This window comes from Stenotrophomonas sp. STEN020 (assembly GCF_056760195.1).
This window is the reverse complement of record NZ_JBRREI010000023.1, coordinates 38,702-60,390: the sequence shown is the minus strand read 5'-3', so window position 1 is coordinate 60,390 and position 21,689 is coordinate 38,702. Positions and strand designations below refer to the sequence as shown.

At 63.1% G+C, this 21,689-nt stretch carries 21 protein-coding genes; 6 read left to right on the top strand and 15 right to left on the bottom strand.

Annotated features, from left to right (window positions below):
- Window positions 1–41: 41 nt before the first annotated feature.
- Window positions 42–644, bottom strand: coding sequence for a TetR/AcrR family transcriptional regulator (locus ACVOLZ_RS11620; protein WP_303747121.1), 603 nt, complete (start codon window positions 642–644; stop codon window positions 42–44).
- Window positions 645–809: 165 nt separating this feature from the next.
- On the opposite strand from ACVOLZ_RS11620, the gene ACVOLZ_RS11615 reads away from it, so the two are divergent.
- The 3 genes from ACVOLZ_RS11615 to ACVOLZ_RS11605 all read left to right on the top strand — a co-directional run bounded on the left by ACVOLZ_RS11615 (window position 810) and on the right by ACVOLZ_RS11605 (window position 4,729).
- A complete protein-coding gene (locus tag ACVOLZ_RS11615) occupies window positions 810–1,715 on the top strand; it encodes an alpha/beta fold hydrolase (protein WP_481516274.1) in 906 nt (301 codons plus the stop codon).
- On the top strand, window positions 1,712–4,192 hold the full coding sequence (locus ACVOLZ_RS11610; RefSeq protein WP_481516273.1) for an acyl-CoA dehydrogenase: 2,481 nt from the start codon (window positions 1,712–1,714) through the stop codon (window positions 4,190–4,192). Before ACVOLZ_RS11615 ends, ACVOLZ_RS11610 begins: the two co-directional genes overlap by 4 nt.
- Before the next feature lie 66 nt (window positions 4,193–4,258).
- Complete coding sequence (locus ACVOLZ_RS11605; protein WP_481516272.1) at window positions 4,259–4,729, top strand: hotdog fold domain-containing protein; 471 nt, start codon at window positions 4,259–4,261, stop codon at window positions 4,727–4,729.
- Window positions 4,730–4,889: 160 nt separating this feature from the next.
- Here the strand turns inward: ACVOLZ_RS11605 and ACVOLZ_RS11600 are convergent, their stop codons facing one another.
- Window positions 4,890–5,246 (bottom strand): DUF1304 domain-containing protein, encoded by a 357-nt coding sequence (locus ACVOLZ_RS11600; RefSeq protein WP_481516271.1) that lies wholly within the window; start codon window positions 5,244–5,246, stop codon window positions 4,890–4,892.
- A gap of 49 nt (window positions 5,247–5,295) precedes the next feature.
- Window positions 5,296–6,624, bottom strand: a complete 1,329-nt coding sequence (locus tag ACVOLZ_RS11595; protein WP_481516270.1) for an NTP/NDP exchange transporter — start codon at window positions 6,622–6,624, stop codon at window positions 5,296–5,298.
- Between the two features lie 169 nt (window positions 6,625–6,793).
- On the opposite strand from ACVOLZ_RS11595, the gene ACVOLZ_RS11590 reads away from it, so the two are divergent.
- Complete coding sequence (locus ACVOLZ_RS11590; RefSeq protein ID WP_481516269.1) at window positions 6,794–8,377, top strand: GMC family oxidoreductase; 1,584 nt, start codon at window positions 6,794–6,796, stop codon at window positions 8,375–8,377.
- A gap of 144 nt (window positions 8,378–8,521) precedes the next feature.
- On the opposite strand, the gene ACVOLZ_RS11585 is transcribed toward ACVOLZ_RS11590, so the two are convergent.
- Together ACVOLZ_RS11585 and ACVOLZ_RS11580 are read right to left on the bottom strand one after the other, a co-directional pair.
- Window positions 8,522–10,447 (bottom strand): M48 family metallopeptidase, encoded by a 1,926-nt coding sequence (locus ACVOLZ_RS11585; protein WP_481516268.1) that lies wholly within the window; start codon window positions 10,445–10,447, stop codon window positions 8,522–8,524.
- A gap of 29 nt (window positions 10,448–10,476) precedes the next feature.
- Window positions 10,477–11,082 carry a LemA family protein gene (locus ACVOLZ_RS11580; RefSeq protein WP_481511021.1) on the bottom strand — a complete coding sequence of 202 codons (606 nt, stop codon included), beginning with the start codon at window positions 11,080–11,082 and terminating at the stop codon, window positions 10,477–10,479.
- 79 nt (window positions 11,083–11,161) lie between these two features.
- Here ACVOLZ_RS11580 and ACVOLZ_RS11575 point away from each other — a divergent pair, with 79 nt between their 5' ends.
- Window positions 11,162–12,577 (top strand): serine hydrolase domain-containing protein, encoded by a 1,416-nt coding sequence (locus ACVOLZ_RS11575; protein WP_481516267.1) that lies wholly within the window; start codon window positions 11,162–11,164, stop codon window positions 12,575–12,577.
- Between the two features lie 590 nt (window positions 12,578–13,167).
- Here the strand turns inward: ACVOLZ_RS11575 and ACVOLZ_RS11570 are convergent.
- From ACVOLZ_RS11570 to nudE, 10 genes are all read right to left on the bottom strand, one after another.
- A complete protein-coding gene (locus ACVOLZ_RS11570; protein WP_481516266.1) occupies window positions 13,168–13,725 on the bottom strand; it encodes a hypothetical protein in 558 nt (185 codons plus the stop codon).
- A 791-nt stretch (window positions 13,726–14,516) separates the two neighbouring features.
- Window positions 14,517–14,912 (bottom strand): glycine cleavage system protein GcvH, encoded by a 396-nt coding sequence (gcvH, locus tag ACVOLZ_RS11565; protein WP_481516265.1) that lies wholly within the window; start codon window positions 14,910–14,912, stop codon window positions 14,517–14,519.
- A gap of 86 nt (window positions 14,913–14,998) precedes the next feature.
- A complete protein-coding gene (gcvT, locus tag ACVOLZ_RS11560; RefSeq protein WP_481516264.1) occupies window positions 14,999–16,120 on the bottom strand; it encodes a glycine cleavage system aminomethyltransferase GcvT in 1,122 nt (373 codons plus the stop codon).
- A gap of 90 nt (window positions 16,121–16,210) precedes the next feature.
- Window positions 16,211–16,642 carry an NfeD family protein gene (locus ACVOLZ_RS11555; protein WP_481516263.1) on the bottom strand — a complete coding sequence of 144 codons (432 nt, stop codon included), beginning with the start codon at window positions 16,640–16,642 and terminating at the stop codon, window positions 16,211–16,213.
- A 3-nt stretch (window positions 16,643–16,645) separates the two neighbouring features.
- Window positions 16,646–17,614 carry an SPFH domain-containing protein gene (locus ACVOLZ_RS11550; RefSeq protein WP_481516262.1) on the bottom strand — a complete coding sequence of 323 codons (969 nt, stop codon included), beginning with the start codon at window positions 17,612–17,614 and terminating at the stop codon, window positions 16,646–16,648.
- Between the two features lie 68 nt (window positions 17,615–17,682).
- Window positions 17,683–17,985 carry an Mpo1-like protein gene (locus tag ACVOLZ_RS11545; protein WP_481516261.1) on the bottom strand — a complete coding sequence of 101 codons (303 nt, stop codon included), beginning with the start codon at window positions 17,983–17,985 and terminating at the stop codon, window positions 17,683–17,685.
- 39 nt (window positions 17,986–18,024) lie between these two features.
- A complete protein-coding gene (locus ACVOLZ_RS11540; protein ID WP_296252628.1) occupies window positions 18,025–18,348 on the bottom strand; it encodes a YnfA family protein in 324 nt (107 codons plus the stop codon).
- Window positions 18,345–19,166: a nucleoside triphosphate pyrophosphohydrolase gene (gene mazG / locus ACVOLZ_RS11535; RefSeq protein WP_481516260.1), complete on the bottom strand. Its 822-nt coding sequence runs from the start codon at window positions 19,164–19,166 to the stop codon at window positions 18,345–18,347. The genes ACVOLZ_RS11540 and mazG overlap by 4 nt, the downstream gene beginning before the upstream one ends.
- Before the next feature lie 79 nt (window positions 19,167–19,245).
- Window positions 19,246–20,055 (bottom strand): 3'(2'),5'-bisphosphate nucleotidase CysQ, encoded by an 810-nt coding sequence (gene cysQ, locus ACVOLZ_RS11530; RefSeq protein WP_481516259.1) that lies wholly within the window; start codon window positions 20,053–20,055, stop codon window positions 19,246–19,248.
- Window positions 20,052–20,600, bottom strand: a complete 549-nt coding sequence (gene nudE / locus ACVOLZ_RS11525) for an ADP compounds hydrolase NudE (protein ID WP_481516258.1) — start codon at window positions 20,598–20,600, stop codon at window positions 20,052–20,054. Before nudE ends, cysQ begins: the two co-directional genes overlap by 4 nt.
- Before the next feature lie 124 nt (window positions 20,601–20,724).
- Between nudE and ACVOLZ_RS11520 the strand changes: the two genes are divergently transcribed.
- The gene (locus tag ACVOLZ_RS11520) at window positions 20,725–21,459 is read left to right on the top strand and encodes a 16S rRNA (uracil(1498)-N(3))-methyltransferase (RefSeq protein ID WP_481516257.1); all 735 of its coding nucleotides are present in this window, start codon (window positions 20,725–20,727) and stop codon (window positions 21,457–21,459) included.
- The last annotated feature ends 230 nt before the right edge of the window (window positions 21,460–21,689 follow it).

The following is a 21,689-nucleotide window of genomic DNA, read 5'->3' as shown; positions in this document are numbered from 1 at the left end:
GCTTCGCAGCGGCTCTCTGGTTTCTGCACTGGCAACCGGACTCAACCGTTGGGTATCAACGTCTCGATCACATGCTCGACATAGGCCTCGAAATCTTCTCGGGCCTGCTTGGGCTGCTGCAGCTGCAACGACAACTGCAGGAAACCGACATAGGCCGCATAGGCCAGCCGCGCACGATGACGCGCATCGGTGGAGCTGAGCCCGGCCTGGCGGAACGAGGCGATCAGGTACTCCATACGCCGCTGCGAGACGCGGTCGATGACCGGCCGCACCATCGGGTTGTCCAAGGCCTTGAGCAGCTCGCTATAGATGACGTGCGGGGTGACTTCATGGGCCACCAGCTGAAACAGCGCGCGCAGCCGCGTACGCGGATCTGGCACCTCTTCCAGGCTGCCGAAAACCTGCTGCTGCTCGACTACTTCCCAGCGCTCCAAGGCTGCTTGCAACAGCGCGTCGCGCGAAGGGAAATGCCAATAGAAACTGCCCTTGGTGACGCCAAGGCGGCGCGCCAGCGGCTCTACCGCGACTGCGCCCACACCCTGTTCAGCGATCAAGTCCAAGGCCGCTTGCGCCCAGTCGTCCGCGCTCAGGCGGCTGTTCCGCGTGCTGCGGGACTCGGTGCTGGAAACTGAAGAATCGTTCATGGGCAGATTTAACCATACGGCGGGGACTGGTTGCAGTATGTAGACAACAAAAATCCGGACAATCTGGCAAATAAATGATCAGGCCTGTCGGCCTCCCCTTTCCTAGTCAGCATTTCCATACTCATAGGTATTGACAGTTATTCAGGCCATTCCATACCATCAGGTATGGTTACGCCAACTCCTATTCCTGTTTCCCCTGAAGACATCCGGCTGGAAGGCGCGCATGGCGCCGGTCTGGGCGCGTCCAGAACCAGCGGAAAACAGCCTTGCATCCTGTTCGCGCATGGCTTCGGCCAGACCCGCGGCGCATGGACTGCAACTGCAGAAACGCTTAACGCCGAAGGCCACGCCACGCTCAGCTATGACGCGCGCGGCCATGGCGATTCGGACTGGAATGCCAGCGATCTGCCCTACCACGGCGATCAGTTCACCGATGACCTGATCGTGGTCGCTGGCGAGCTGCCGCGGCCACCGGTATTGGTCGCAGCTTCCATGGGCGGCCTGTTTGGCCTGATGGCCGAAGCGCGCTGGCCGGGCCTGTTCTCGGCGATGGTGCTGGTGGATATAACCCCACGCTGGGAAACCAGCGGTGTGGAGCGCATCCTTGCCTTCATGAGCGCGCATCCGGACGGTTTCGCCTCGCTGCAAGCCGCTGCCGATACCATTTCCGCCTATATGCCGCACCGCCCGCGCAAGAGCGAAGAGTCGCTGCGTGCGTTGCTGCGCCCAGACAAGGACGGCCGCTGGAACTGGCATTGGGACCCGCGCCTGGTCAACGAATTGGCACGCGACAGCGAACAGCATCAGGGCGTGATTGCCGAAGCCGCACGACAAGTGCAATGCCCGCTGCTGCTGGTCAGTGGCGGCCGCAGTGATCTGGTCTCACCGCAGACCGTTGAAGAATTCATGGCGCTGGTGCCACACGCACAGCATGTCCATCTGCCCCACGCGACCCACATGGTGGCCGGCGATGACAACAATGCGTTTACCGCCGCTGTGTTGAACTATCTGGACGCACTGCCTTCCGCAGCGTCCGCCCGAACCGAGCACGTTACCGGAGCACGTCCATGAGCATCGTCGTACCTTTCCTGGCCCTGCTGCTTGCAGGTGCCTTTGTTGCCTACCACCGCATGCGGCTCGTCGTCTGGACGGTCATCAGTGTGGCGGCCCTGGCCATCTGCTGGTTTGCCGGCGTCAACCAGACCGCGATCATCGTCGCTGCCGCCATCGTTGCGCTGATCTGCGTGCCGGTGCTGCTGCCATTCCTGCGCAAGCCGCTGATCACCGCACCGTTCATGGGTGTGTTCCGCAAGGTGTTGCCGCCGCTGTCCAAGACCGAGCGTATCGCTCTGGAAACCGGCTCGGTCGGTTTTGAAGGCGAGCTGTTCACCGGCGACCCGGACTGGAACATCCTGCTCAACTATCCCAAACCGCAGCTCACCGCCGAAGAACAGGCCTTCCTGGATGGCCCGGTGGAAGAGCTGTGCAAGATGGTCAATGACTTCGAGATCACCCACGTCTACGCGGATCTGCCGCCGGACATGTGGGAGTTCATCAAGAAGAACAAGTTCTTCGGCATGATCATTCCGAAGGAATACGGTGGTCTGGGCTTCAGCGCGCTGGCCCACCACAAGGTGATCCAGAAGCTGGCCTCGGTGTCGAGCGTGGTCAGCTCCACCGTCGGCGTGCCCAACTCGCTTGGCCCGGGCGAACTGCTCAACCATTACGGTACGCAGGAACAGAAGGACTACTACCTGCCGCGCCTGGCCATCGGCCAGGAAGTGCCGTGCTTCGGTTTGACCGGTCCGTTCGCCGGTTCCGATGCCACCTCCATCCCCGACTTCGGCATCGTCTGCAAGGGCATGTGGAAGGGCGAGGAAGTGCTGGGCCTGAAGCTGACTTTCGACAAGCGCTACATCACCCTGGCACCGGTCGCGACCCTGATCGGCATGGCTTTCCGCATGTACGATCCGGACGGCCTGCTCGGCGACACCAAGGACATCGGCATCACCCTGGCACTGCTGCCGCGTGACACCGATGGCGTGGAAATCGGCCGTCGCCACTTCCCGCTGAACTCGACCTTCCAGAACGGTCCGATCCGCGGCAAGGACGTGTTCATCCCGATGAGCCAGCTGATCGGCGGCGCCGAGAAGCGCGGACTGGGCTGGAACATGCTCAACGAGTGCCTGGCCGTTGGTCGCTCCATCACCCTGCCCTCCACCGCTTCGGGCGGCGTCAAGGCTGGCGCAGTGGTTACCGGTGCCTATGCGCGCATCCGCAAGCAGTTCGGCCTGTCGGTCGGCCGCTTCGAAGGCGTGGAAGAAGCACTGGCCCGCATCGGTGGCAAGGCTTACAAGATCAGCGCGCTATCGCAGGCAACCGCAGCTGCGGTTGACCGTGGCGATGTACCGTCGGTGCCGTCGGCGATCGCCAAGTACCACTGCACCAACATGAGCCGCGAAGTCATTTCCGATGTGATGGACGTGATCGGCGGCAAGGGCATCATCCTCGGGCCGCGCAACTTTGCCGGCCGCAGCTGGCAGGCCGCGCCGATCGCCATCACGGTGGAAGGTGCCAACATCATGACCCGCTCGCTGCTGATCTTCGGCCAGGGCGCCATCCTCTGCCACCCGTGGGTGCTGAAGGAAATGAAGGCCGCGCAGGACGAGGACCGCAAGGCTGGCCTGCGTGAGTTCGACCAGGCGCTGTTCGGCCATGTGCGGTTCGGCATCTCCAACGCCGTTCGCTCGCTGTGGTTCGGCCTGACCGGTGCGCGCTTCGGCGCCGCCCCGGGCGATGCCTACACCCGCCGTTACTTCCGCAAGCTGGACCGTTACTCGGCCAACCTGGCGCTGATGGCCGACATCTCGATGATGACGCTCGGCGGCAAGCTCAAGTTCAAGGAATCGCTGTCCGGTCGCCTCGGTGATGTGCTCAGCCACATCTACATGACCAGCGCCATGCTCAAGCGTTACCACGACGAAGGCGCACCGAGCGCCGACCAGCCGCTGCTGGCCTGGGCCTTCCACGACAGCGTGCACAAGATCGAGGAATCGCTGTCGGCTGCACTGCGCAACTTCCCGATCCGTCCGATCGGCTGGCTGATGTGGGCACTGATCTTCCCGTTCGGCCGTCGTGCCGAGGCCCCGGGCGATCGCCTGAGCCGCCGCGTTGCCGCTACGCTGATGGCACCGGGCGAAGCGCGTGACCGTCTGGCCCAGGGCGTGTTCCTGACCCCCTGCGAGAACAACCCGGGCGGCCGTATCAACAGCTACCTGTCCAAGGCGATCATGGCCGAGCCGGTCGAGCGCAAGTTCATCAAGGCACTGAAGACCAAGGGCATCGAAGCGCTGACCTTCGCCAGCCAGCTGGACGAAGCCGTGGCCGAAGGCGTGATCACCCAGGACGAGCGCAAGCTGCTGGAAGAGCTGCGCGAGCTGACCATGGACACCATCACCGTGGACGACTTCGAACCGCACGAACTGCGTTCGGCCGGCTACTACGACCTGCCGGGCAAGCAGCGCCCGCAGCCGCAGCAGGCGGCGTAAGCCAGCCCACAAGTAATACCGACGGCGGGCCTTGTGCCCGCCGTTTTTCTTTCAGGAAGCCACGTCATGACTGCTCCGCTGCTTTCGCTGTATCACCGCTTCACCCGCTGGCCGGCAGGAAACTGGTTGTTCTCGCGTGCGGTGTGCTTCAAGGCACCCTACTTCGCCAGCATCTCGCCGCTGATCACTGCATTGGAACCGGGTCGCTGCGAAGGCGTGATCCGCCAGCGCCGCCGCATCAGCAACCATATCGGCACCGTACACGCGATAGCGATGTGCAATCTGGCCGAGCTGGTCGGAGGTGTGATGGTGGATGCCAGCCTGCCGGGCGACATGCGCTGGATTCCGAAGGGCATGGAAGTAAAGTACCAGGCCAAGGCGCTGGGCGTGCTGACTGCGGTAGCGACGCCGGAATCATCCATCGTCAGCGCGAGCGAGGGCTATGACCTGCCGGTGCTCGTACGGGTAACCGATACCAAGGGCATCGAAGTATTCCAAGCCCGCATAGCGATGTGGGTATCGCCAAAGAAAACCTGACCGGTAGTGCCGAGCCATGCTCGGCAGGCCTTACAAACAAACCAACCTGTAGTGCCGAGCCATGCTCGGCAGAGGCCTTGCCTGTACAGCCCCTGCCGAGCATGGCTCGGCACTACATGTGGATCTATCGGTAACGCCCCTTGCCGAGCATGGCTCGGCACTACAGCGCGCGTAGCAGCAACGCGACGATTGCCGGCACGGCCTGAACGTAGAAGATGCGCGGGCTGACGCTATATGCACCGTACGCACCGGCCACCACCACGCAGACCAGCGAGAACGTCACCAGCACCGGCTGTGCCAGCGCCAGCCCGGCGACGATGCCTGCCGCAAGGAAGCCGTTGTACAACCCCTGGTTTGCCGCCAGCACCCGCGTCGCCTGCGCCTTCTCCGGCGTATTGCGGAAGGTCTTCAAACCCTGTGGTTTGGTCCACAGGAACATTTCCAGCACCAGGAAGTACACATGCAACACCGCTACCAGCAGTGTCACCGCCATCGCACTCACGCCCAATACGCTCATCGCCATCTCATCCTCGCAGCACAGCGGCAACCCGCCGCAGGGTAATCACTCAGCGATCCTGCGGCAGCTTTTTCTCTTCGCGCAAGACGCCCAGCGCCGACAGCGTCATGAACACGGCCACAGCGGCACCCCCAACGAATACCGCCTGCGAACCAAACAGAGACAAGCCCTTGTGTACCCAGGCGAAGGTCAGGTCGGCACCACGGTAAACAACTGTATCGATGGCCGCACCGGCCTTGTAGCGCCATTGCCGGTCCACCCGCGTATAGATCGTCTCGCGTGCGGGTTTGCCCAATGAGAATTCGCTTGCGCGGGTCAGCACCTGGATCACCGCCACCATCACCGGCAACGGTGAGGCTGCGGCGATCGAGAAGCCGACGATGATCGCGAAACCCGGAATCAACAGCGCCGGCGCCACGCCATAACGTGACAGCAACCAACGGGTCAGGCCCAGCTGGATGATCAGGGTCAAGGCATTCACCGCCAGGTCGATGCGCGAATAGAACGCGGTGCTGGCCGCCGGATCGATGATCATGCGCCGTACGATCGAAGCCTGCTCGTTGTACAACATGGTGCCCACGCCGACCCCGAACACCACCATCAACGCCAGCCAGCGCAGCAACGGCTCGCGTGCGATCAGTTTGAGCCCGTCAAACACGCTGCCACCCATCGGTTGTTCACCGTCGGCCAGCTGCTGCTCGCGTTCACGCTGCACCGCCCAGGGTCGCAACTTCCAGATGCAGAACAGGCAGATCGACAGGAAACCGGCCGAGACCAGCATCAGGTTGGCGATGCCAACGCGCTGCACCAGCGAGCTGGTGATGATTGGCCCCAGGAATGCCCCCACCGTGCCGGCCGCGCCGATGTAACCGTAAAACGCACGCGCCTGCACGTTGGAGAACACGTCGGCCATGAAGCTCCAGAACACCGCCACCGCAAACAGGTTGAAGACGGTGATCCAGAAGAAGAACGCCATGCCCCGCCCCGGGATGTTGGCGCTGAACATCGCGTAGAAAACGAACAGAGTGAAGATGAAGAAACCATACACCAGCGGCAGGAACACCCGGCGCGGATAGCGGCTGACCAGCCAACCGTACAGTGGCTGCAGCACCAGCATGATCAGGAACACGCAGGAGAACAGGAACTGCAGGGTGAAATCCTTCAGCGGCATGCCATGGCCAGCAAACCACGCGATCAACCCTGTCGGGAACAAGGCTTCCATGTCCGCCGAGGCCGCCATTGCCTCACGCACCGGGCGCAGCACGTAGTAGCCGCTGAGTAGGCAGAAGAAGTACAGGAACGACCACCACAGCGGCGGTGAGCCGCGCAGCGCCTGCAGCAGGCGCGACACCGCGCCGGTTCCGCGCGAAACGGTCATGCGGCACCCCGGCGCAGCGGGTGGCGAGAGGACGGCGGCATCGGGGAACTCCGGTGGGACTCGACAGAGCGCGTACGTTATCTAATGCACTGCAACATCGCCAGTGCGACAGGGCTTACTCCGGCACAACGCGCCGTTCTATCCTGAGTGACTGGGGACGGAGAAGGCTGTGAAGGAATTCGACTACATCATCGTAGGCGCCGGCTCGGCCGGCTGCGTATTGGCCAACCGGCTCAGCGCCGATCCGCAGCTGCGGGTGCTGCTGATCGAGGCCGGGCCACGCGATTGGCACCCCTTCATCCATATGCCGGCCGGCATCGCACGGCTGGTCAACAACCGCCAGGTCAACTGGAGCTACGACACCGAGCCGGAACCCGCGCTGGGCAACCGCCGCCTGTGGTGGCCGCGCGGCAAGGTGCTGGGCGGCTCCAGCTCGATCAATGCCATGTGCTATGTGCGCGGCGTACCGGGCGACTACGACCGCTGGGCAGCCGCCGGTGCCAGCGGTTGGAACTGGGACAGCGTGCTGCCGTGGTTCCGCCACAGTGAGGGCAATGCGCGTGGCGCCGATGCGCTGCATGGTGCCGATGGTCCGCTGCAGGTGGCCGACCTGCGCTACGTCAATCCGCTCAGCCAGGCCTTCATCGCCGCCGGGCAGCAGGCTGGCCATACACACAACAACGACTTCAACGGTCCTCGCCACGAAGGCGTCGGCCTCTATCAGGTAACGCAGAAGGATGGCGCTCGTTGCTCCTCAGCGGCCGCCTATCTCACCCCAGTGCGTTCGCGCAGCAATCTGCAGGTGATCACCGGCGCGTTGGTGGAACGGCTGCAGATCGACGCAGGTCGCGTTACCGGCGTGCACCTGCGTGTGGGCAGCCAGCGTCAGCAGTATCACGCGGCCGCGGAAGTGCTGCTCAGCGCCGGGGCGATCAACTCACCGCAGCTGCTGATGCTGTCCGGCATCGGCCCGGCCGATGCGCTGCATGCGCAGGGCATCGAAGTGCAGTTGGACCAACCCAGCGTTGGCGCCAACCTGCAGGACCATCTGGATATCTGCACGCTATACCGCAGCGTGCCCGGCGTCAGCTACGACCGCGCCAGCGAGATCATGATCGGGCTCAACTACTTCCTGCGCGGCCATCAGGGTGCGGGCACCAGCAATGTGGCCGAAGCCGGTGGCTTCGTTCGTTCGCGTTTCGCACCTGACGAACGTGCCGACATCCAGTTCCACTTCGTCCCGGCGATGCTGGACAACCACGGCCGCAATCGCCTGCCCGGCGACGGCTACACCCTGCACGCCTGCTACCTGCATCCGCGCAGCCGCGGTCGCATCGGTCTGGCCAGCGCCGACCCGGCTGCGCCAGCGCGCATCCAGGCCAACTACCTGAGCGATGCCGAAGGCTTCGACTTGAAGATGATGATCGAAGCTGCGCGCCTGAGCCGCGACATCCTGCAGCAGGCCGCGTTCGCGCCATGGCGGAGGTCACCACTGTTCCCCGCCGATGAGCATCTGGACGATGCTGGGCTGGAAGCTTTCATCCGCGCCAAGGCCGAGACCATCTACCACCCGATCGGCACCTGCCGCATGGGCAGCGATGACGCGGCCGTGGTCGACCCGCAGCTGCGAGTGCGCGGCATTGAGGGGCTGCGGGTGATCGACGCCTCGGTGATGCCGACGCTGGTCAGCGGCAACACCAATGCGCCGACCATCATGATTGCGGAGCGGGCGGCGAGTTTGATGCTGGGGTGAGGCCCAATCCTTTAAAGCTTGGAACTAAATCAATCATCCCAAGGAGCATTGGTGCCGGCTTGTCGGACAGAAGCAAGCAAAGGCCAAAGCACACCCCTCCCCAGCCCTCCCCTTCGCTATGCGAAAGGGAGGGAGACAAGCGGCTCACGCCAACTGCAGCATGGCTGGTAGGGGGCAATGCAAGGTGGCGCAGATGGTCCGCAGCAACTCGGCTTCGGCCACGTTGACGCGCTGGTTGTGGCTGACGGTCGCAGTCACCGCTTCCACCAGCAACTGCTTGGCCAGCGGGTCCATCGAATCCAGCGGAGCCCATACCGCATCCAGGGCCAGCACCCCGTTTGCCGGAGGTGCATACGGCAGATGATCCTGCGGCAGGATGCGCTGCAGGCCGGCCAGGTAGGCACGCCGCGCTGCGGCTTCGTCGCCGGGGTTGCCGGCGCGCGCCACCACCGACAACAAGATGGCGAACTCGCGCTGCACGCCGCTGGCCTTGCGGCGTCCGAAATGCAGGTGACGCGATGGGTCCAAGGCCGCCTGCACCTGTACCAACAACAAGCGCGACAGGCAGTATTCGAACAAGGAGATGCGCCCGTCCGCATGGGTCAGCGCATCGATGCAACGCATGAAGGCCGTCAACTGCGGGCGCGGCAGGCTGCGCAGGGTCGGGAACGCCAAGGCCGCCAACGGCAACCGTAGCGCCGCGTGCAGGTCGCGCAAAGGGCCTGCCGCAATGCTCAATACGCTATCGGCCATCGGCTCGCCCAGTTGCTCGCTCACTGCTTTGCGCTGGCGCGCGGCGACCGAGGCATCCACGTCCAGCAACATCGCCAGCAACAAAGGCTGCGCCGCGCCACGATCGCCAGCCAATGCCCGCAATGGCGGCGGCAGACTGCCCGCCAGCCGTACCGCCTGCTGGTAATCGTCATCGGCTGGCGTAGCCACCTGCGCAGCCACCAACACTGGATCAACGGACATCTGCTGCATGCCCGGCAACGGCGGCAGCAGCGCATCCACGCTGGGCGCATCGCGCCCCGCCAGACCCAAGGTGCGATCTTCGGCCAATCCATCGGGCGGCGCGCTGAACCAGCTGCCACGCAGCTCCTGCAGCTGCTCGGCCCGGAATGACGGCTCCAAGCGCTGGATGCGTTCAACCAGCGGCGGATGCGTGGCGAACCAGCTGGACAGACGCAAACCTTCGCCAAACAGCATATGGCTGACTTCCTCGGCACCGGCGCGGTCGGCAAGATGCGAGCCGTCGTCGAGCCCACCGATCTTTTTCAGTGCGCCCGCCAGGCCCTGGGTCTGGCGGGTGAACTGAACCGCCGAGGCATCGGCAAGTATCTCGCGCTGGCGCGATACCGCCGCCTTGATCAAGCGCCCGAACAATACGCCGATGCTGCCGATGGCTATGCCAGCCAAGCCAATCAGCATCAGCAGGAACACCGGTCCGACACTGCGGCCGAAGCGCACGCGGCTGCCGCCGCCCATATGCATCAGCACTCGCTTGCCGATCACACTGAGCATCAGGATGCCGAACAGCACGCCCATCAGGCGGATATTCAAGCGCATATCGCCGTTGAGGATGTGGCTGAACTCATGCGCGATCACGCCTTGCAGCTCATCGCGGTTGAGCCGCTGCAAAGTGCCGCGGGTAACGGCAATGGCCGCATCGGCGGGCGAATAGCCGGCAGCGAATGCATTGATGCCCGCCTCCTGCTCCAACACATACAGGCGCGGCACCGGCACGCCGGAGGCAATGGCGATCTCTTCCACCACATTGCGCAGCCGCCGCAATGCCGGATCGCGGGTATCGGCGGGCACTTCGCTGCCGCCCATCTGCACGGCCACCACCTCGCCGCCACCGCGTAGCGAGCTGATCCGGTACAGCGAGGCCAGGCCGATCACCGCGAGCGTCAGCACGCTGCTCCACAGCACGCCGCGCACGCTGCCGGTACCAGCCCACACCAGCACATCGACCATCAGCACGATGGCCAGCACAGCCAGCGCAAACAGCAGCACCAGCCGCCCGGAGTTACGCCGCGCCTGGGCCTGGTGTTCGAAGAAATTCATCCCGCGCCCCTGTTACGCCTGCGCCAGGCTCAGAACTGCACCTTGGGCGCCTCGCGCACCTGCTCGCGCTTCTCCAGCGGAATATCCAGCAGCGCGGCGGTGGCGAAATTGAACATGTCGGCAAATACATTGGCGGGGAACGTCTCGCGCCGATTGTTGTAGCCCATCACCGCATCGTTGTACGCCTGCCGCGCGAAGGCGACCTTGTTCTCGGTGCTGGAGAGCTCTTCGCTGAGCTGCATCATGTTCTGGTTGGCCTTCAGCTCCGGGTAGGCCTCGGCCACTGCCATCAACCTGCCCAGCACGCCATTCAATTGCCCCTGCGAGGCCGCCAGCTGCGCCATCGCCGCCGGATCGCCCGGATCGGCCTTGGCCGCAGCCAAACCTGACTGCGCCGCGCTGCGCGCTGCGATCACTGCTTCCAGGGTCTGCCGTTCGTGGCCCATATAGGCCTTGGCGGTCTCCACCAGGTTCGGAATCAGGTCAAACCGCCGCTGCAACTGCACGTCGATCTGCGCAAATGCATTCTTATAGGCGTTACGTGAACGCACCAGCCCGTTATAGATCCCAACACCTACTGCCACAACTGCGACAACCACCACAAGAAAGACCAGCAATATCAACGCGATGCCCATTCATTCTCTCCCCGTTTGTGCATTGGTGAAAAGCGGCGCTAGAATCGCCCACAGCAGTAGCTTACAGGCACCGATCACGATGAAAGACAAGAGCAAGCGCCGGCACATTCGTCCGGTGGCATCGGGATTGCTGGGGGTGTTGATGCCCTTTGCATTGTCGTCTACCGCGCAGACTCCCACTCCCACCGCCCTGCCCGCCGAAGCATTGGCTGCCACTGCGTTGCCGGTGAACCTGGAGAACGCGCCGAACCAATCACCGACGCAGCCGATGCCTTACCGCACCGCGCTGCGCCCGGACCAGGTGCAACCGCTGCCGGCCGACTTCAATGTCGCCGCCATCGAATCACTGGCCGAGCAGCTGACCTACGGCAACCGCGTTCCCGGCATGGCCATGGCCATCGTCCAGAACGGTCGCGTGCTGTCGGCACGCGGCTATGGTGTTACCGATATCAGCAACCCGCAGGAAGTGGACGCGCACACCGTGTTCCGCCTGGCATCGCTGTCCAAGGCCTTCGCCGGCACCATGGCCGGCCTGCTGGTCAACGACGGCACCCTGCGCTGGGACAGCAAGGTCACCGATTACGTGCCCGGCTTCCGCCTGGCTACGCCTGAAGCAACCGACAAGCTGACCGTGGCCGACGTGCTGAGCCAACGCGTCGGCTTGACCAGCAATGCCTATGACCGCGATGTCGAGGCCAATGCCGACTACTACTCGCTGACCCAGAAGCTGGCTACCGCGCCGCTCAAGTGCGCGCCGGGTGAATGCTATTCCTACCAGAACGTCGCCTTCAGCCTGGTCGGCGATGTGGTGTTTGCGGCCTCGGGCAGCTTCTACGAGCAGGCCGTTGAAAAGCGCATCCTCAAGCCGTTGGGCATGAACGATGCCAGCCTCGGACTGGCCGGTATCCAGGCCAGCTCACGCTGGGCGCGTCCGCACGTGCGCAGCCGCAACGGCTGGGTGTCGCTGACGCCCAAGCCCACCTACTATCGCGTGGCACCGGCTGCTGGCGTCAACGCCAGTGCCAGCGACATGGCGCAGTGGCTATTGGCTCATACCGGCCACCGTCCGGATGTATTGCCGGCTCCGTTGCTGGCAACACTGCATGCGCCGCTGGTGAACACACCGGGTGAAATGCGCTCCGGCTGGCGCCACCAGCGTCTGGACTCGGCGGGCTATGCACTGGGTTGGCGCGTATTCGATTACTCCGGTCACCAGGTGGTCTTCCACGCCGGCGCGGTGCAGGGCTATCGCGGCCTGGTCGCGCTGCTGCCGGAACGTGACCTTGGCATTGCCATCATGTGGAACGGCGAGAGCAGCCTGCCCAGCGGCATGATGCCGACCATCCTCGATCGCGCCATCGGCCTGCCGACGCAGCGCTGGCTGGACGTGGACACCGACTTCGGCAGCGACAACCTGATGGCCGAGGATGCGGCACCGGCACGCGGCGGCAAGAAGGGCGCGTCTTCCGATCGCGCGGTGGCTTCGCCGCGCTGAGTGGCTTGCTGGTTTCCCGTAGTACGAGAAAGGCGGCCGATGGCCGCCTTTCTTTTTGGACCGCTGACGCCACTCCTGTTTTGTAGGAGCGGCGTCAGCCGCGAAGCTGGTGGTGTTTGAACACCTCGGGGCAGTCGGCTTGCATGGAACCAAAATCGAAGGAACCAGATCTTCCAAGAGAACACAGAGCCCGCCTGGTCGGATATAGGATCGGCTTCGCGGCTAACGCCGCTTCTACACACCGGTGTGCGCTATCCCGCCTGCTTTTGTGGGAGCGGCGTCAGCCATGAAGCTGATGGTGCTCGAACAACCCGGGCAGTCAGGTTGCACGGAACCAAGATCGAAGAAACCAGATCTTCCAAGAGGGCGCGAAGCCCGCCCGATCGGATGCTTACCCGGCCTCGCGGCTTACGCCGCTCCCACAAACGGGGTGCGGGATTTCGCCTGGTCGAGCCCCTTGCCGAGCATGGCTCGGCACTACCGCAACGGCTGACCTGATCGGTAACCGCTGCTCCGGTCGGCCCATAAAAAAACTCCCTCCCCGCTGGGCAGTCGGGGAAGGAGTTTCAGGTCTTGCTAGTGAAGCTGGATCAGATCAGCGGCGCCGGGGTAGCCGGCAGCGCTACCGGAGCGGCCTTCTTCTTGCGAGCGGCCGGCTTCTTCTTCGCAGCAACCTTCTTGGCGGCCGGCTTCTTGGCGGCAACCTTCTTTGCAGTCTTCTTTACGACCTTCTTGGCAGCTGCCTTCTTGGCAACCTTCTTTGCGGCCTTCTTGACTACTTTCTTGGCAGCTGCCTTCTTGGCAACCTTCTTTACGGCCTTCTTGGCAACCTTCTTTACGGCTTTCTTGGCAGTTGCCTTCTTGGCAACCTTCTTTACGGCCTTCTTGACGGTCTTCTTGGCTGCTGCCTTTTTGACGGTCTTCTTGGCTGCTGCCTTCTTGACGGTCTTCTTGGCTGCTGCCTTCTTCACGGTCTTCTTGGCTGCTGCCTTCTTCACGGTCTTCTTGGCAACGGCCTTCTTGGCGACCTTCTTCACTGCCTTCTTGGCGGTTGCCTTCTTGGCAACCTTCTTCACGGCAGCCTTCTTGGCGACTTTCTTTACCGCCTTCTTGGCGGCCGGCTTTTTAGCTGCTTTCTTCGTAGCCATGGTTTGTTCCTCGTCAGTGATCTATGGAATTGAAATGCCCAGTTGAAGCAAATCCGCGGTGTTCGGCGGAGGACCGACGACGCGTCTAGCGCATCGTTACGGATACAGAAACACCCACAACGGGTCCCGCTGCAGGTGCCAGATAAAAATAAGGGGGGTGTTTCGCCGAAGGAAGCGAGTCCTGCTCCACCATCAAAAGGATCCTGGCGGACGTCCAAGTTGTGCTTCGCGTCTGAATGTTGATTCGGCTCACTCGCTTCCGCAGGAAAGGTCTGCTGGGCGAAACCTAATCACGGTTTTTTTTACTGTCAACTATCTTTGCAAATTATTTTTCGGAAGCCTTCAGTCTTCCGCGCCCGGTCGCGTGCCGCCACAGCCCGTCGTGCGCACCCACCGACACCGCACCTGCAAGCTTCAAAAAAAACACAAAGTAAAAAAACATCGGTAAAAGTGCACTATTCGTTTCAACGTTGGCGACGCGCAGCTACGTTGGCGCTACACCTACGGCATCTCAAGACATGCGACCAGCGGTCGCCACGGGCCAGTTCCGGCACCCAAAAAAAAGTTTGTCGAAGGCAAGGCTTTACCTGTGCGACGGATGATTTTGCGCAAACTTTTTGGACCACTTCGTAGTCTGCGACGACACCGATCGGAACCACTTCGCGTCCGTTGACCTACGCTTCGACGCGTCATCGCCAGCCACTCATCACCGGCGATCATCACGTGATGCTGACACCGGCATAAAAAAAAACGGCCGCTGATAGCGGCCGCTTTCCGGATCACGACAGGACTCAGTGGTCCTCGTTTTCCAACATCTCGGCATAGTCGTCCGGGCCGAGCAGGTCATTCAACTGATCCGGATCGGACAGCTCGACCACGTACAGCCAGCCGTCGCCGTAAGCGTCTTCGTTGATGGTTTCCGGCTTGTCGGTCACCGCTTCGTTGACTTCGACAACGGTGCCGGACACCGGGCTGTAGACGTCGGATGCAGCCTTCACCGACTCGACCACCGCTGCGCCAACGCCAGCCTGCACGCTGTCACCGACAGCCGGCAGTTCGACGTAGACCAGATCACCCAACAGGCCTTGGGCGTGATCGGAAATACCTACGGTGACGCGGCCATTGCCTTCGACACGGGCCCATTCGTGGGACTTGAGGAACTTGAGGTCGCCAGGGATCTCGCTCATGGAACTACTCCGGAAAAACGGTGGTCGGGATGAATCGCTAGTTTAACGAACCGGAAGCAAGGTCGCTTCCGGTTCGGTCCTACAGGTCAAAGATTGATGCCGGCCTGTGCCTGGCCGTCACGCACGAACGGGAACTTGACGATACGCACCGGCACTTCCTTGCCGCGGATGTCCACCCGCACATCACCCGGCGCGCCGGCCGGCACGCGTGCGAAGGCGATCGCCTTGCCCAGCGTGGGTGAGAAGGTGCCGGACAGGATCTCGCCTTCGCCATTGGCGGTGAGCACCTTCTGGCCGTGGCGCAGCACGCCCTTCTCGTCCATCACCAGCCCGATCATCTGCCGCGCATTGCCTGCGGCCTTCTGCGCTTCCAGCACCGCACGACCGGTGAAGGCGCGCGGCGTGCCATCAGCCAGATCATCCAGCGCCACGGTCCATGCCAGCGCCGCCTCGTACGGGGTGATGGTCTCATCCATGTCCTGGCCGTAGAGATTCATGCCGGCTTCCAGGCGCAGCGTGTCACGCGCACCCAGACCAGCCGGCTTCACGCCAGCAGCCAGCAATGCATTCCAGAACGCGACGACCGCGCTCTGCGGCAGCAGCACTTCGTAGCCGTCTTCGCCGGTGTAACCGGTACGTGCGACGAACAGTTCAACGCCATCGGTGGAAGTGACTTCCAGCGCGGCGAAGCGAGCCAGCTTGTCCAGCGCGGCACGATCAGACTCGGCCACCAGGCCGGCGACCAGCGCACGCGCCTGCGGACCCTGCACGGCGATGATGGCCAGGTCTTCGCGCTCGACCACCTCGACGCCGAACGCTTCGGCGTGCTGACGGATCCAGGCCAGGTCCTTCTCGCGGGTGGATGCGTTGACCACCATGCGGAACATGTCTTCGGCCAGGACGTAGACGATCAGGTCGTCGATCACCCCACCCTGCGCATTGAGCATGCACGAGTACAGGGCCTTGCCGCTGACCTTGACCTTGTCGATGGAGTTGGCCAGCAACTGGCGCAGGAACTCACGGGTGCGTGCACCCTTCAGGTCGACCACAGTCATGTGGCTGACGTCGAACATGCCGGCGGCGGTGCGGACCAGGTTGTGCTCGTCGATCTGCGAGCCGTAGTGGATCGGCATGTCCCAACCACCGAAGTCGACCATCTTGGCGCCGAGTGAGCGGTGGGTTTCGTTGAGCAAAGTCTTCTGGGTCATGGCCGTTCCACACTAAGGGGACCGCCATTATCCCAGATGGTTACTTTTAAAACCTGCGGCACTGCCACAACGGCAGCACCGCGTCAGTATTCAGACCGCCTGCACCTTCAGCGTCATGCCATCCACGGCTACCACCCGCACCGTACTGCCCTGCGGCAGATCGGGGCCGGCGACCACCCAGAACGCATCGTCCACCTTGGCCCGGCCGACGCCGGCGCTGATGGCTTGATCCAGCGTCACCACCCGCCCGATCAGTTGTTCGGCGCGGCGATTGAGCAAGGGCTGGTCGCTGGGCCGGGCCCGCTGCCGGAACCAGGTGCGGTAAACCTGGATCGAGACAAAGCTCAGCACCACGAACAGGATCACCTGCAGCAGCACACTCATGCCGTCGATCGCCCAGACGGTGAGGAACACCGCCGCTGCGGCGATGCCCATCCACAGCATGAAAGCGCCTGGCGCCAACGCCTCGGCGGCGAACAGGGTCACCGCCAGCGCCGCCCAGATCACCACTTCCCAGCGCATGACTCAGCGCCCCAACGGCGGCGGGTTGCCGCGTGCGGGCTGTTTGGTTTCGCCCTGCTTGGCGAAAGCCTCCTTGGCCAGTTCCGAGATACCGGCAATGGAGCTGATCACACCGGTCGCCTCCATCGGCATCAGCACCAGCTTCTGGTTGGGTGAGTTGGCCAGTTCACTGAAGGCTTCCACATACTTCTGTGCGATGAAGTAGTTGATTGCCTGCACGCTGCCGTTGGCGATCGCATCGGACACCATCGTGGTGGCCTTGGCTTCGGCCTCGGCCAGACGCTCGCGTGCCTCGGCGTCGCGGAATGCGGCCTCCCTGCGCCCTTCTGCTTCCAGCACGGCGGATTGCTTCTGGCCTTCGGCGCGCAGGATCTCCGATTGGCGGATACCTTCGGATTCCAGAATGGCAGCGCGCTTGTTCTGCTCGGCCATCTTCTGCTGCTGCATCGACTGCACCAGGTTGGCCGGTGGCTGGATGTCCTTGATCTCGATGCGGGTGACTTTGACACCCCACGGATTGGTGGCGTGGTCGACCACGTTGAGCAGCTTGGCGTTGATGGTTTCGCGCTGGCTCAGCGATTCGTCCAGGTCCATCGAACCGATCACGGTACGGATATTGGTCTGTACCAAGGCGATCATTGCCACTTCCAGGTTGGCCACTTCATAGGCTGCCTTGGCCGCGTCCAGCACCTGGAAGAACACCACGCCATCCACCCGCACCACCGCATTGTCCCGGGTGATCACGTCCTGGCTGGGTACTTCCAGCACCTGCTCCATCATGTTCACCTTGCGACCTACGCCGTAAACAATTGGAATCAGGAAGTGCAGACCGGGGGTCATCGTGTGCGTGTACTTGCCGAAGCGCTCCACCGTCCACTCGTAGCCCTGCGGCACCATCCGCACCGTCTTGAACAGCACGATGATGCCGGCCACCACGACCACCAACGCCAACAACCCTGCTCCGCTGCCCATGAGATCGCTCCTTGTGCTGATTGATGGGCCGAGTATAGCGACAGCCCCGGAAACAACTGGGTATGCGCTTACAGGCGCACCCGCCCGCGCAGGATGTCGACGAACATCACCCAGTCACCGGCAAATGAATAGAAGGGATGGCGAAAGGTCGCCGGCCGGTTCTTCTCGAAGAAGAAGTGCCCCACCCAGGCAAACCCATAGCCGCATAGCAGTGCAAACCACAGCCAACGCAGCTGGCCGCTCCACAGCAGCATCGCCACACACAGCAGCACACCGCAGCTGCCGATGAAGTGCAGGCGACGGCTGATGACGTTGCTGTGCTCACCCAGGTAGAACGGATAGAACTCGCGGAAGCTGCTGAAACGCGACATGGCCGGCATCCAGGTAGGGATGCGGCCAGCATAGGCGCTTCAGTTGCTGCGCGGGGCAAACATGATCACCGCCATACCGAGCAGGCAGAGCCCGCCGCCGAGCAGGTCCCAGCGGGTGGGTTTGACTGAATCCACCAGCCATAGCCACAGCAGCGCCATGCAGACATAGACGCCGCCGTAAGCGGCATAGACGCGCCCGCTGGCGGCTGGATGCAGGGTCAGCAGCCAAGCAAACAGGGCCAGGCTGGCGGCGGCCGGCAGCAGCAACCACGGGCTGCCTTGCTGCCGCAGCCATAGCCACGGCAGATAGCAGCCGACGATCTCAGCCAATGCGGTGAGCAGGAACAACGCCAGGGTTTTCACTTCGCCGCGTCCTTTTCCTGCAGTTTCACCTGCTGCCAGAGTGCCTCCTGCTGCTGCAGATCAAGCTGAGACATTGCTTTTCCCTGCTCAGCCGCAAGTGCTTCCATCGCGCGGAAACGGCGCTCGAACTTGTGGTTGGCATGACGCAGGGCGGTGCCGCTATCGACCTTGGCGTGGCGGGCAAGATTGGCGCAGACAAACAACACGTCGCCCAGTTCTTCCTGCAGGCGGGCCTTGTTGTCCACGCCGGTTGCGGCAAGCTCGAACTCGGCCTGCACTTCGTCGATTTCCTCGCGCAACTTGTCCAGCACCGGCACTGCATCCGGCCAGTCGAAGCCGGTGCGGGCGGCACGCGACTGCAGCTTGGTGGCGCGCAGCCACTCCGGCAGTCCACGCGAAATACCGGCCAATGCAGACCCATCCTGCTCGCCTTTGGCGGCGCGCTCGCTACGCTTGATCTCATCCCAATTGGCGAGCACTTCATCGGCGTCACTGACCTCGGTGTTGCCGAAGATATGCGGGTGACGGCGGATCATCTTGTTGCTGATCGAGGCCACCACATCGCCGAAATTGAACGCGCCCTGCTCGCTGGCCATCTGTGCGTGGAATACCACCTGCAGCAGCAGATCGCCGAGCTCGTCCTTCAGATCCGGCAGGTCGTTGCGGTCGATGGCGTCGGCCACTTCGTAGGCCTCCTCCACCGTATACGGCGCGATGCTGGCGAAGTCCTGTTCCAGGTCCCACGGGCATCCGCCCTGGGGATCGCGCAGACGCGCCATGATCTGCAGCAGGGTCTGGATATCGGTCAATTCGGACATGGTTGCATCACCTTTCATTACGAGTACGCCGGCAATTGCCGGCGTTTGAAGTTCACTGCAGGCAGCCAGTAGCTGGGCATCAAAGCCCGGCCACCCACTCCTGCCATGGCAGCGAGGCATCACCCATGGCAACGAAGTCACCGTTGAGCAGACGCGGGCGTTGGTTGTAGGCGAACGGCACGCCGTCATCGGCGGCCAATACCACTCCACCTGCCGCTTCCAGCACACACTGGCCGGCGGCGGTATCCCACTCACTGGTTGGCCCCAGCCGCGGGTACACGTCCAGTGTGCCCTCGGCGATGCGGCAGAACTTCAGCGAGGAACCCTGCGCGATCAGCTCGATCTCCCCCATCCGCGCCAACAAAGTCGCGGTGCGCGCACTGGCATGTGAGCGGCTGGCGGCGACCCGCAACGGCGACGCCGGTGGCACACGGGTGTTGATCGCGTCCTGCTGTTCACCGCTGCGGCGCCAGGCCTGGCCTCCGCGCTGCGCGTGCCAGATGACCCCGGTCACCGGTGCCTGCACGACGCCAAACACCGATACGCCCTGATCGATCAGCGCGATGTTGACGCTGAACTCGCCATTGCGCTTGATGAACTCGCGGGTGCCGTCCAGCGGATCCACCAGCCAATAACGCTGCCACTGCCGGCGCGTCTCCCATGGCAGCTGCGCCGACTCTTCGGACAGCACCGGGATATCCGGGGTCAGCTGCGACAGGCCCGCAACGATCAACCGGTGCGCGGCCAGATCAGCAGTAGTGACCGGACTGTCGTCGGCTTTCTGCTCGATATCAAAACCACTGGCATAGACCTGCATGATCGCCGCACCTGCGCGCTGGGCGATATCCAGCACGCCTTCGCGCAGGGCTTCATCTACTACTGCGCTCATGCGCCACCTCGCAGCCACTCACGGGCAATGAACAGGGCCGCCAGCGAGCGTCCCTCGGAGAAATCTTCGCGCAGCATGAGCTGGTCCAGCTCGGCCAGCTTCCATGGCACCACTTCCAGCTCTTCCGGCTCGTCACCGGGCAGGCGCTGCGGATACAGGTCGCGCGCCACCACCAGCGTGGATTGATGACTCATATAAGTAGGTGCCAAGGTCAGGCTGCGCAGCGCATCCAGCTTGCGCGCGCCATAACCGGCCTCTTCCTTGAGTTCGCGATCGGCCGCTTCGATCGGCGTTTCGCCTTCATCGATGCGGCCTTTGACCAGGCCCAGTTCGTAGCGGTGCAGGCCGGCTGCGTATTCACGCACCAGCAGCACGGTCTCCTCATCGAGCATCGGCACCACCACAACAGCACCGTGACCGCCGCTGACCAGGCGCTGGAAATGGCGCCGTTCGCCGTTGGAGAACTCCAGATCCAGCTGCTGCTGACGGAATGGACCGATGTGTTCTTCGACCACGTTGTGGATCTGTGGCAGGCGGCGACTCATGCGCCACTCCGGGCAAAACGACGGTAGACCGATAGAATGCGCATTGGCAGATACGTTTTCATGACGTTGAAATGCTAGCAGACCCAGCCGCTCCGCACGCGGCACCGCCTTTGCGAGAACTCCCATGCGCCTTACCCGTAGCCCGATTGAACTGCCGCTTGCCACCGGCCAGACCCTGTCACTGCCAGAGGATGTGGCCAACCATCTGGTCCGGGTGATGCGCCTGCGCGAGGGCGAAGGCTGCATCCTGTTCAATGGCGATGGCTACGACTATGCGGCCACGATCAGCGCGATCAGCAAGCGCGAGGTACAGGTGCACATCGACCGTGCCCAGGCCATCGACAACGAGTCGCCACTGGCCATCACCTTGCTGCAGGGCATCGCGCGTGGCGAGAAGATGGACCTGATCCTGCAGAAGGCCACCGAACTTGGGGTCAGCCGCATCATTCCGGTCAACGCCGAACGGACCGAGGTAAAGCTGGACGCGGCCCGTGCGGAGAAGCGTATCGCGCATTGGCGCAACGTGGTGGGCTCAGCCTGCGGTCAGTCCGGGCGTGCGCGGATTCCTTCCATCGGCAGCCCACTGGCGCTGGCGGCAGCCACGGCAGCGCTACCCGAACAGACCCTGCGACTGACCCTGGACCCGCTTGGGGAGCATCGCCTGGCCTCGCTACCCGCAGCACCCGCCAACGGCGTGGTGATCGCGATCGGGCCGGAAGGCGGCTGGTCACCGCGTGACCGTCAGCAGCTGAGCGAGGCCGGCTTCCAGGGCCTGCAGCTGGGCCCGCGCATCCTGCGCACCGAGACCGCAGGCCTTGCCGCGATCGCGGCGCTGCAGGCGCGCTTGGGCGATCTGTAGAGCCGAGCCATGCTCGGCTGGGGCATTACAGACAAACCCGATGTCGGTTTGTAGGAGCGGCGTAAGCCGCGAAGCCGACACTGCTGGAATCACCAACCGGTCTGCAATCCGATGGAGTGCGGACCTCGCGGCGGACGCCGCGCACACAAAGATGAGGATTGCCGGGAAGGCTTCTGCCTAGCATGGCTCGGCACTACGGTGATCCATGCAGTTACCTGCCCTGTCTGTAG

Excerpts from the sequence above, each read along its gene's own strand:
- ACVOLZ_RS11575 (WP_481516267.1), top strand. The coding sequence starts at position 11,162 with ATGAAAGACAAGAGCAAGCGCCGGCACATTCGTCCGGTGGCATCGGGA.
- ACVOLZ_RS11615 (WP_481516274.1), top strand. The coding sequence starts at position 810 with ATGGTTACGCCAACTCCTATTCCTGTTTCCCCTGAAGACATCCGGCTG.
- ACVOLZ_RS11600 (WP_481516271.1), bottom strand. The coding sequence starts at position 5,246 with ATGAGCGTATTGGGCGTGAGTGCGATGGCGGTGACACTGCTGGTAGCG.
- cysQ (WP_481516259.1), bottom strand. The coding sequence starts at position 20,055 with ATGAGCGCAGTAGTAGATGAAGCCCTGCGCGAAGGCGTGCTGGATATC.
- nudE (WP_481516258.1), bottom strand. The coding sequence starts at position 20,600 with ATGAGTCGCCGCCTGCCACAGATCCACAACGTGGTCGAAGAACACATC.
- gcvH (WP_481516265.1), bottom strand. The coding sequence starts at position 14,912 with ATGAGCGAGATCCCTGGCGACCTCAAGTTCCTCAAGTCCCACGAATGG.
- ACVOLZ_RS11585 (WP_481516268.1), bottom strand. The coding sequence starts at position 10,447 with ATGAATTTCTTCGAACACCAGGCCCAGGCGCGGCGTAACTCCGGGCGG.
- mazG (WP_481516260.1), bottom strand. The coding sequence starts at position 19,166 with ATGTCCGAATTGACCGATATCCAGACCCTGCTGCAGATCATGGCGCGT.
- ACVOLZ_RS11570 (WP_481516266.1), bottom strand. The coding sequence starts at position 13,725 with ATGGCTACGAAGAAAGCAGCTAAAAAGCCGGCCGCCAAGAAGGCGGTA.
- ACVOLZ_RS11605 (WP_481516272.1), top strand. The coding sequence starts at position 4,259 with ATGACTGCTCCGCTGCTTTCGCTGTATCACCGCTTCACCCGCTGGCCG.
- ACVOLZ_RS11545 (WP_481516261.1), bottom strand. The coding sequence starts at position 17,985 with ATGTCGCGTTTCAGCAGCTTCCGCGAGTTCTATCCGTTCTACCTGGGT.
- ACVOLZ_RS11620 (WP_303747121.1), bottom strand. The coding sequence starts at position 644 with ATGAACGATTCTTCAGTTTCCAGCACCGAGTCCCGCAGCACGCGGAAC.
- ACVOLZ_RS11555 (WP_481516263.1), bottom strand. The coding sequence starts at position 16,642 with ATGCGCTGGGAAGTGGTGATCTGGGCGGCGCTGGCGGTGACCCTGTTC.
- gcvT (WP_481516264.1), bottom strand. The coding sequence starts at position 16,120 with ATGACCCAGAAGACTTTGCTCAACGAAACCCACCGCTCACTCGGCGCC.
- ACVOLZ_RS11550 (WP_481516262.1), bottom strand. The coding sequence starts at position 17,614 with ATGGGCAGCGGAGCAGGGTTGTTGGCGTTGGTGGTCGTGGTGGCCGGC.
- ACVOLZ_RS11520 (WP_481516257.1), top strand. The coding sequence starts at position 20,725 with ATGCGCCTTACCCGTAGCCCGATTGAACTGCCGCTTGCCACCGGCCAG.
- ACVOLZ_RS11580 (WP_481511021.1), bottom strand. The coding sequence starts at position 11,082 with ATGGGCATCGCGTTGATATTGCTGGTCTTTCTTGTGGTGGTTGTCGCA.
- ACVOLZ_RS11610 (WP_481516273.1), top strand. The coding sequence starts at position 1,712 with ATGAGCATCGTCGTACCTTTCCTGGCCCTGCTGCTTGCAGGTGCCTTT.
- ACVOLZ_RS11595 (WP_481516270.1), bottom strand. The coding sequence starts at position 6,624 with ATGACCGTTTCGCGCGGAACCGGCGCGGTGTCGCGCCTGCTGCAGGCG.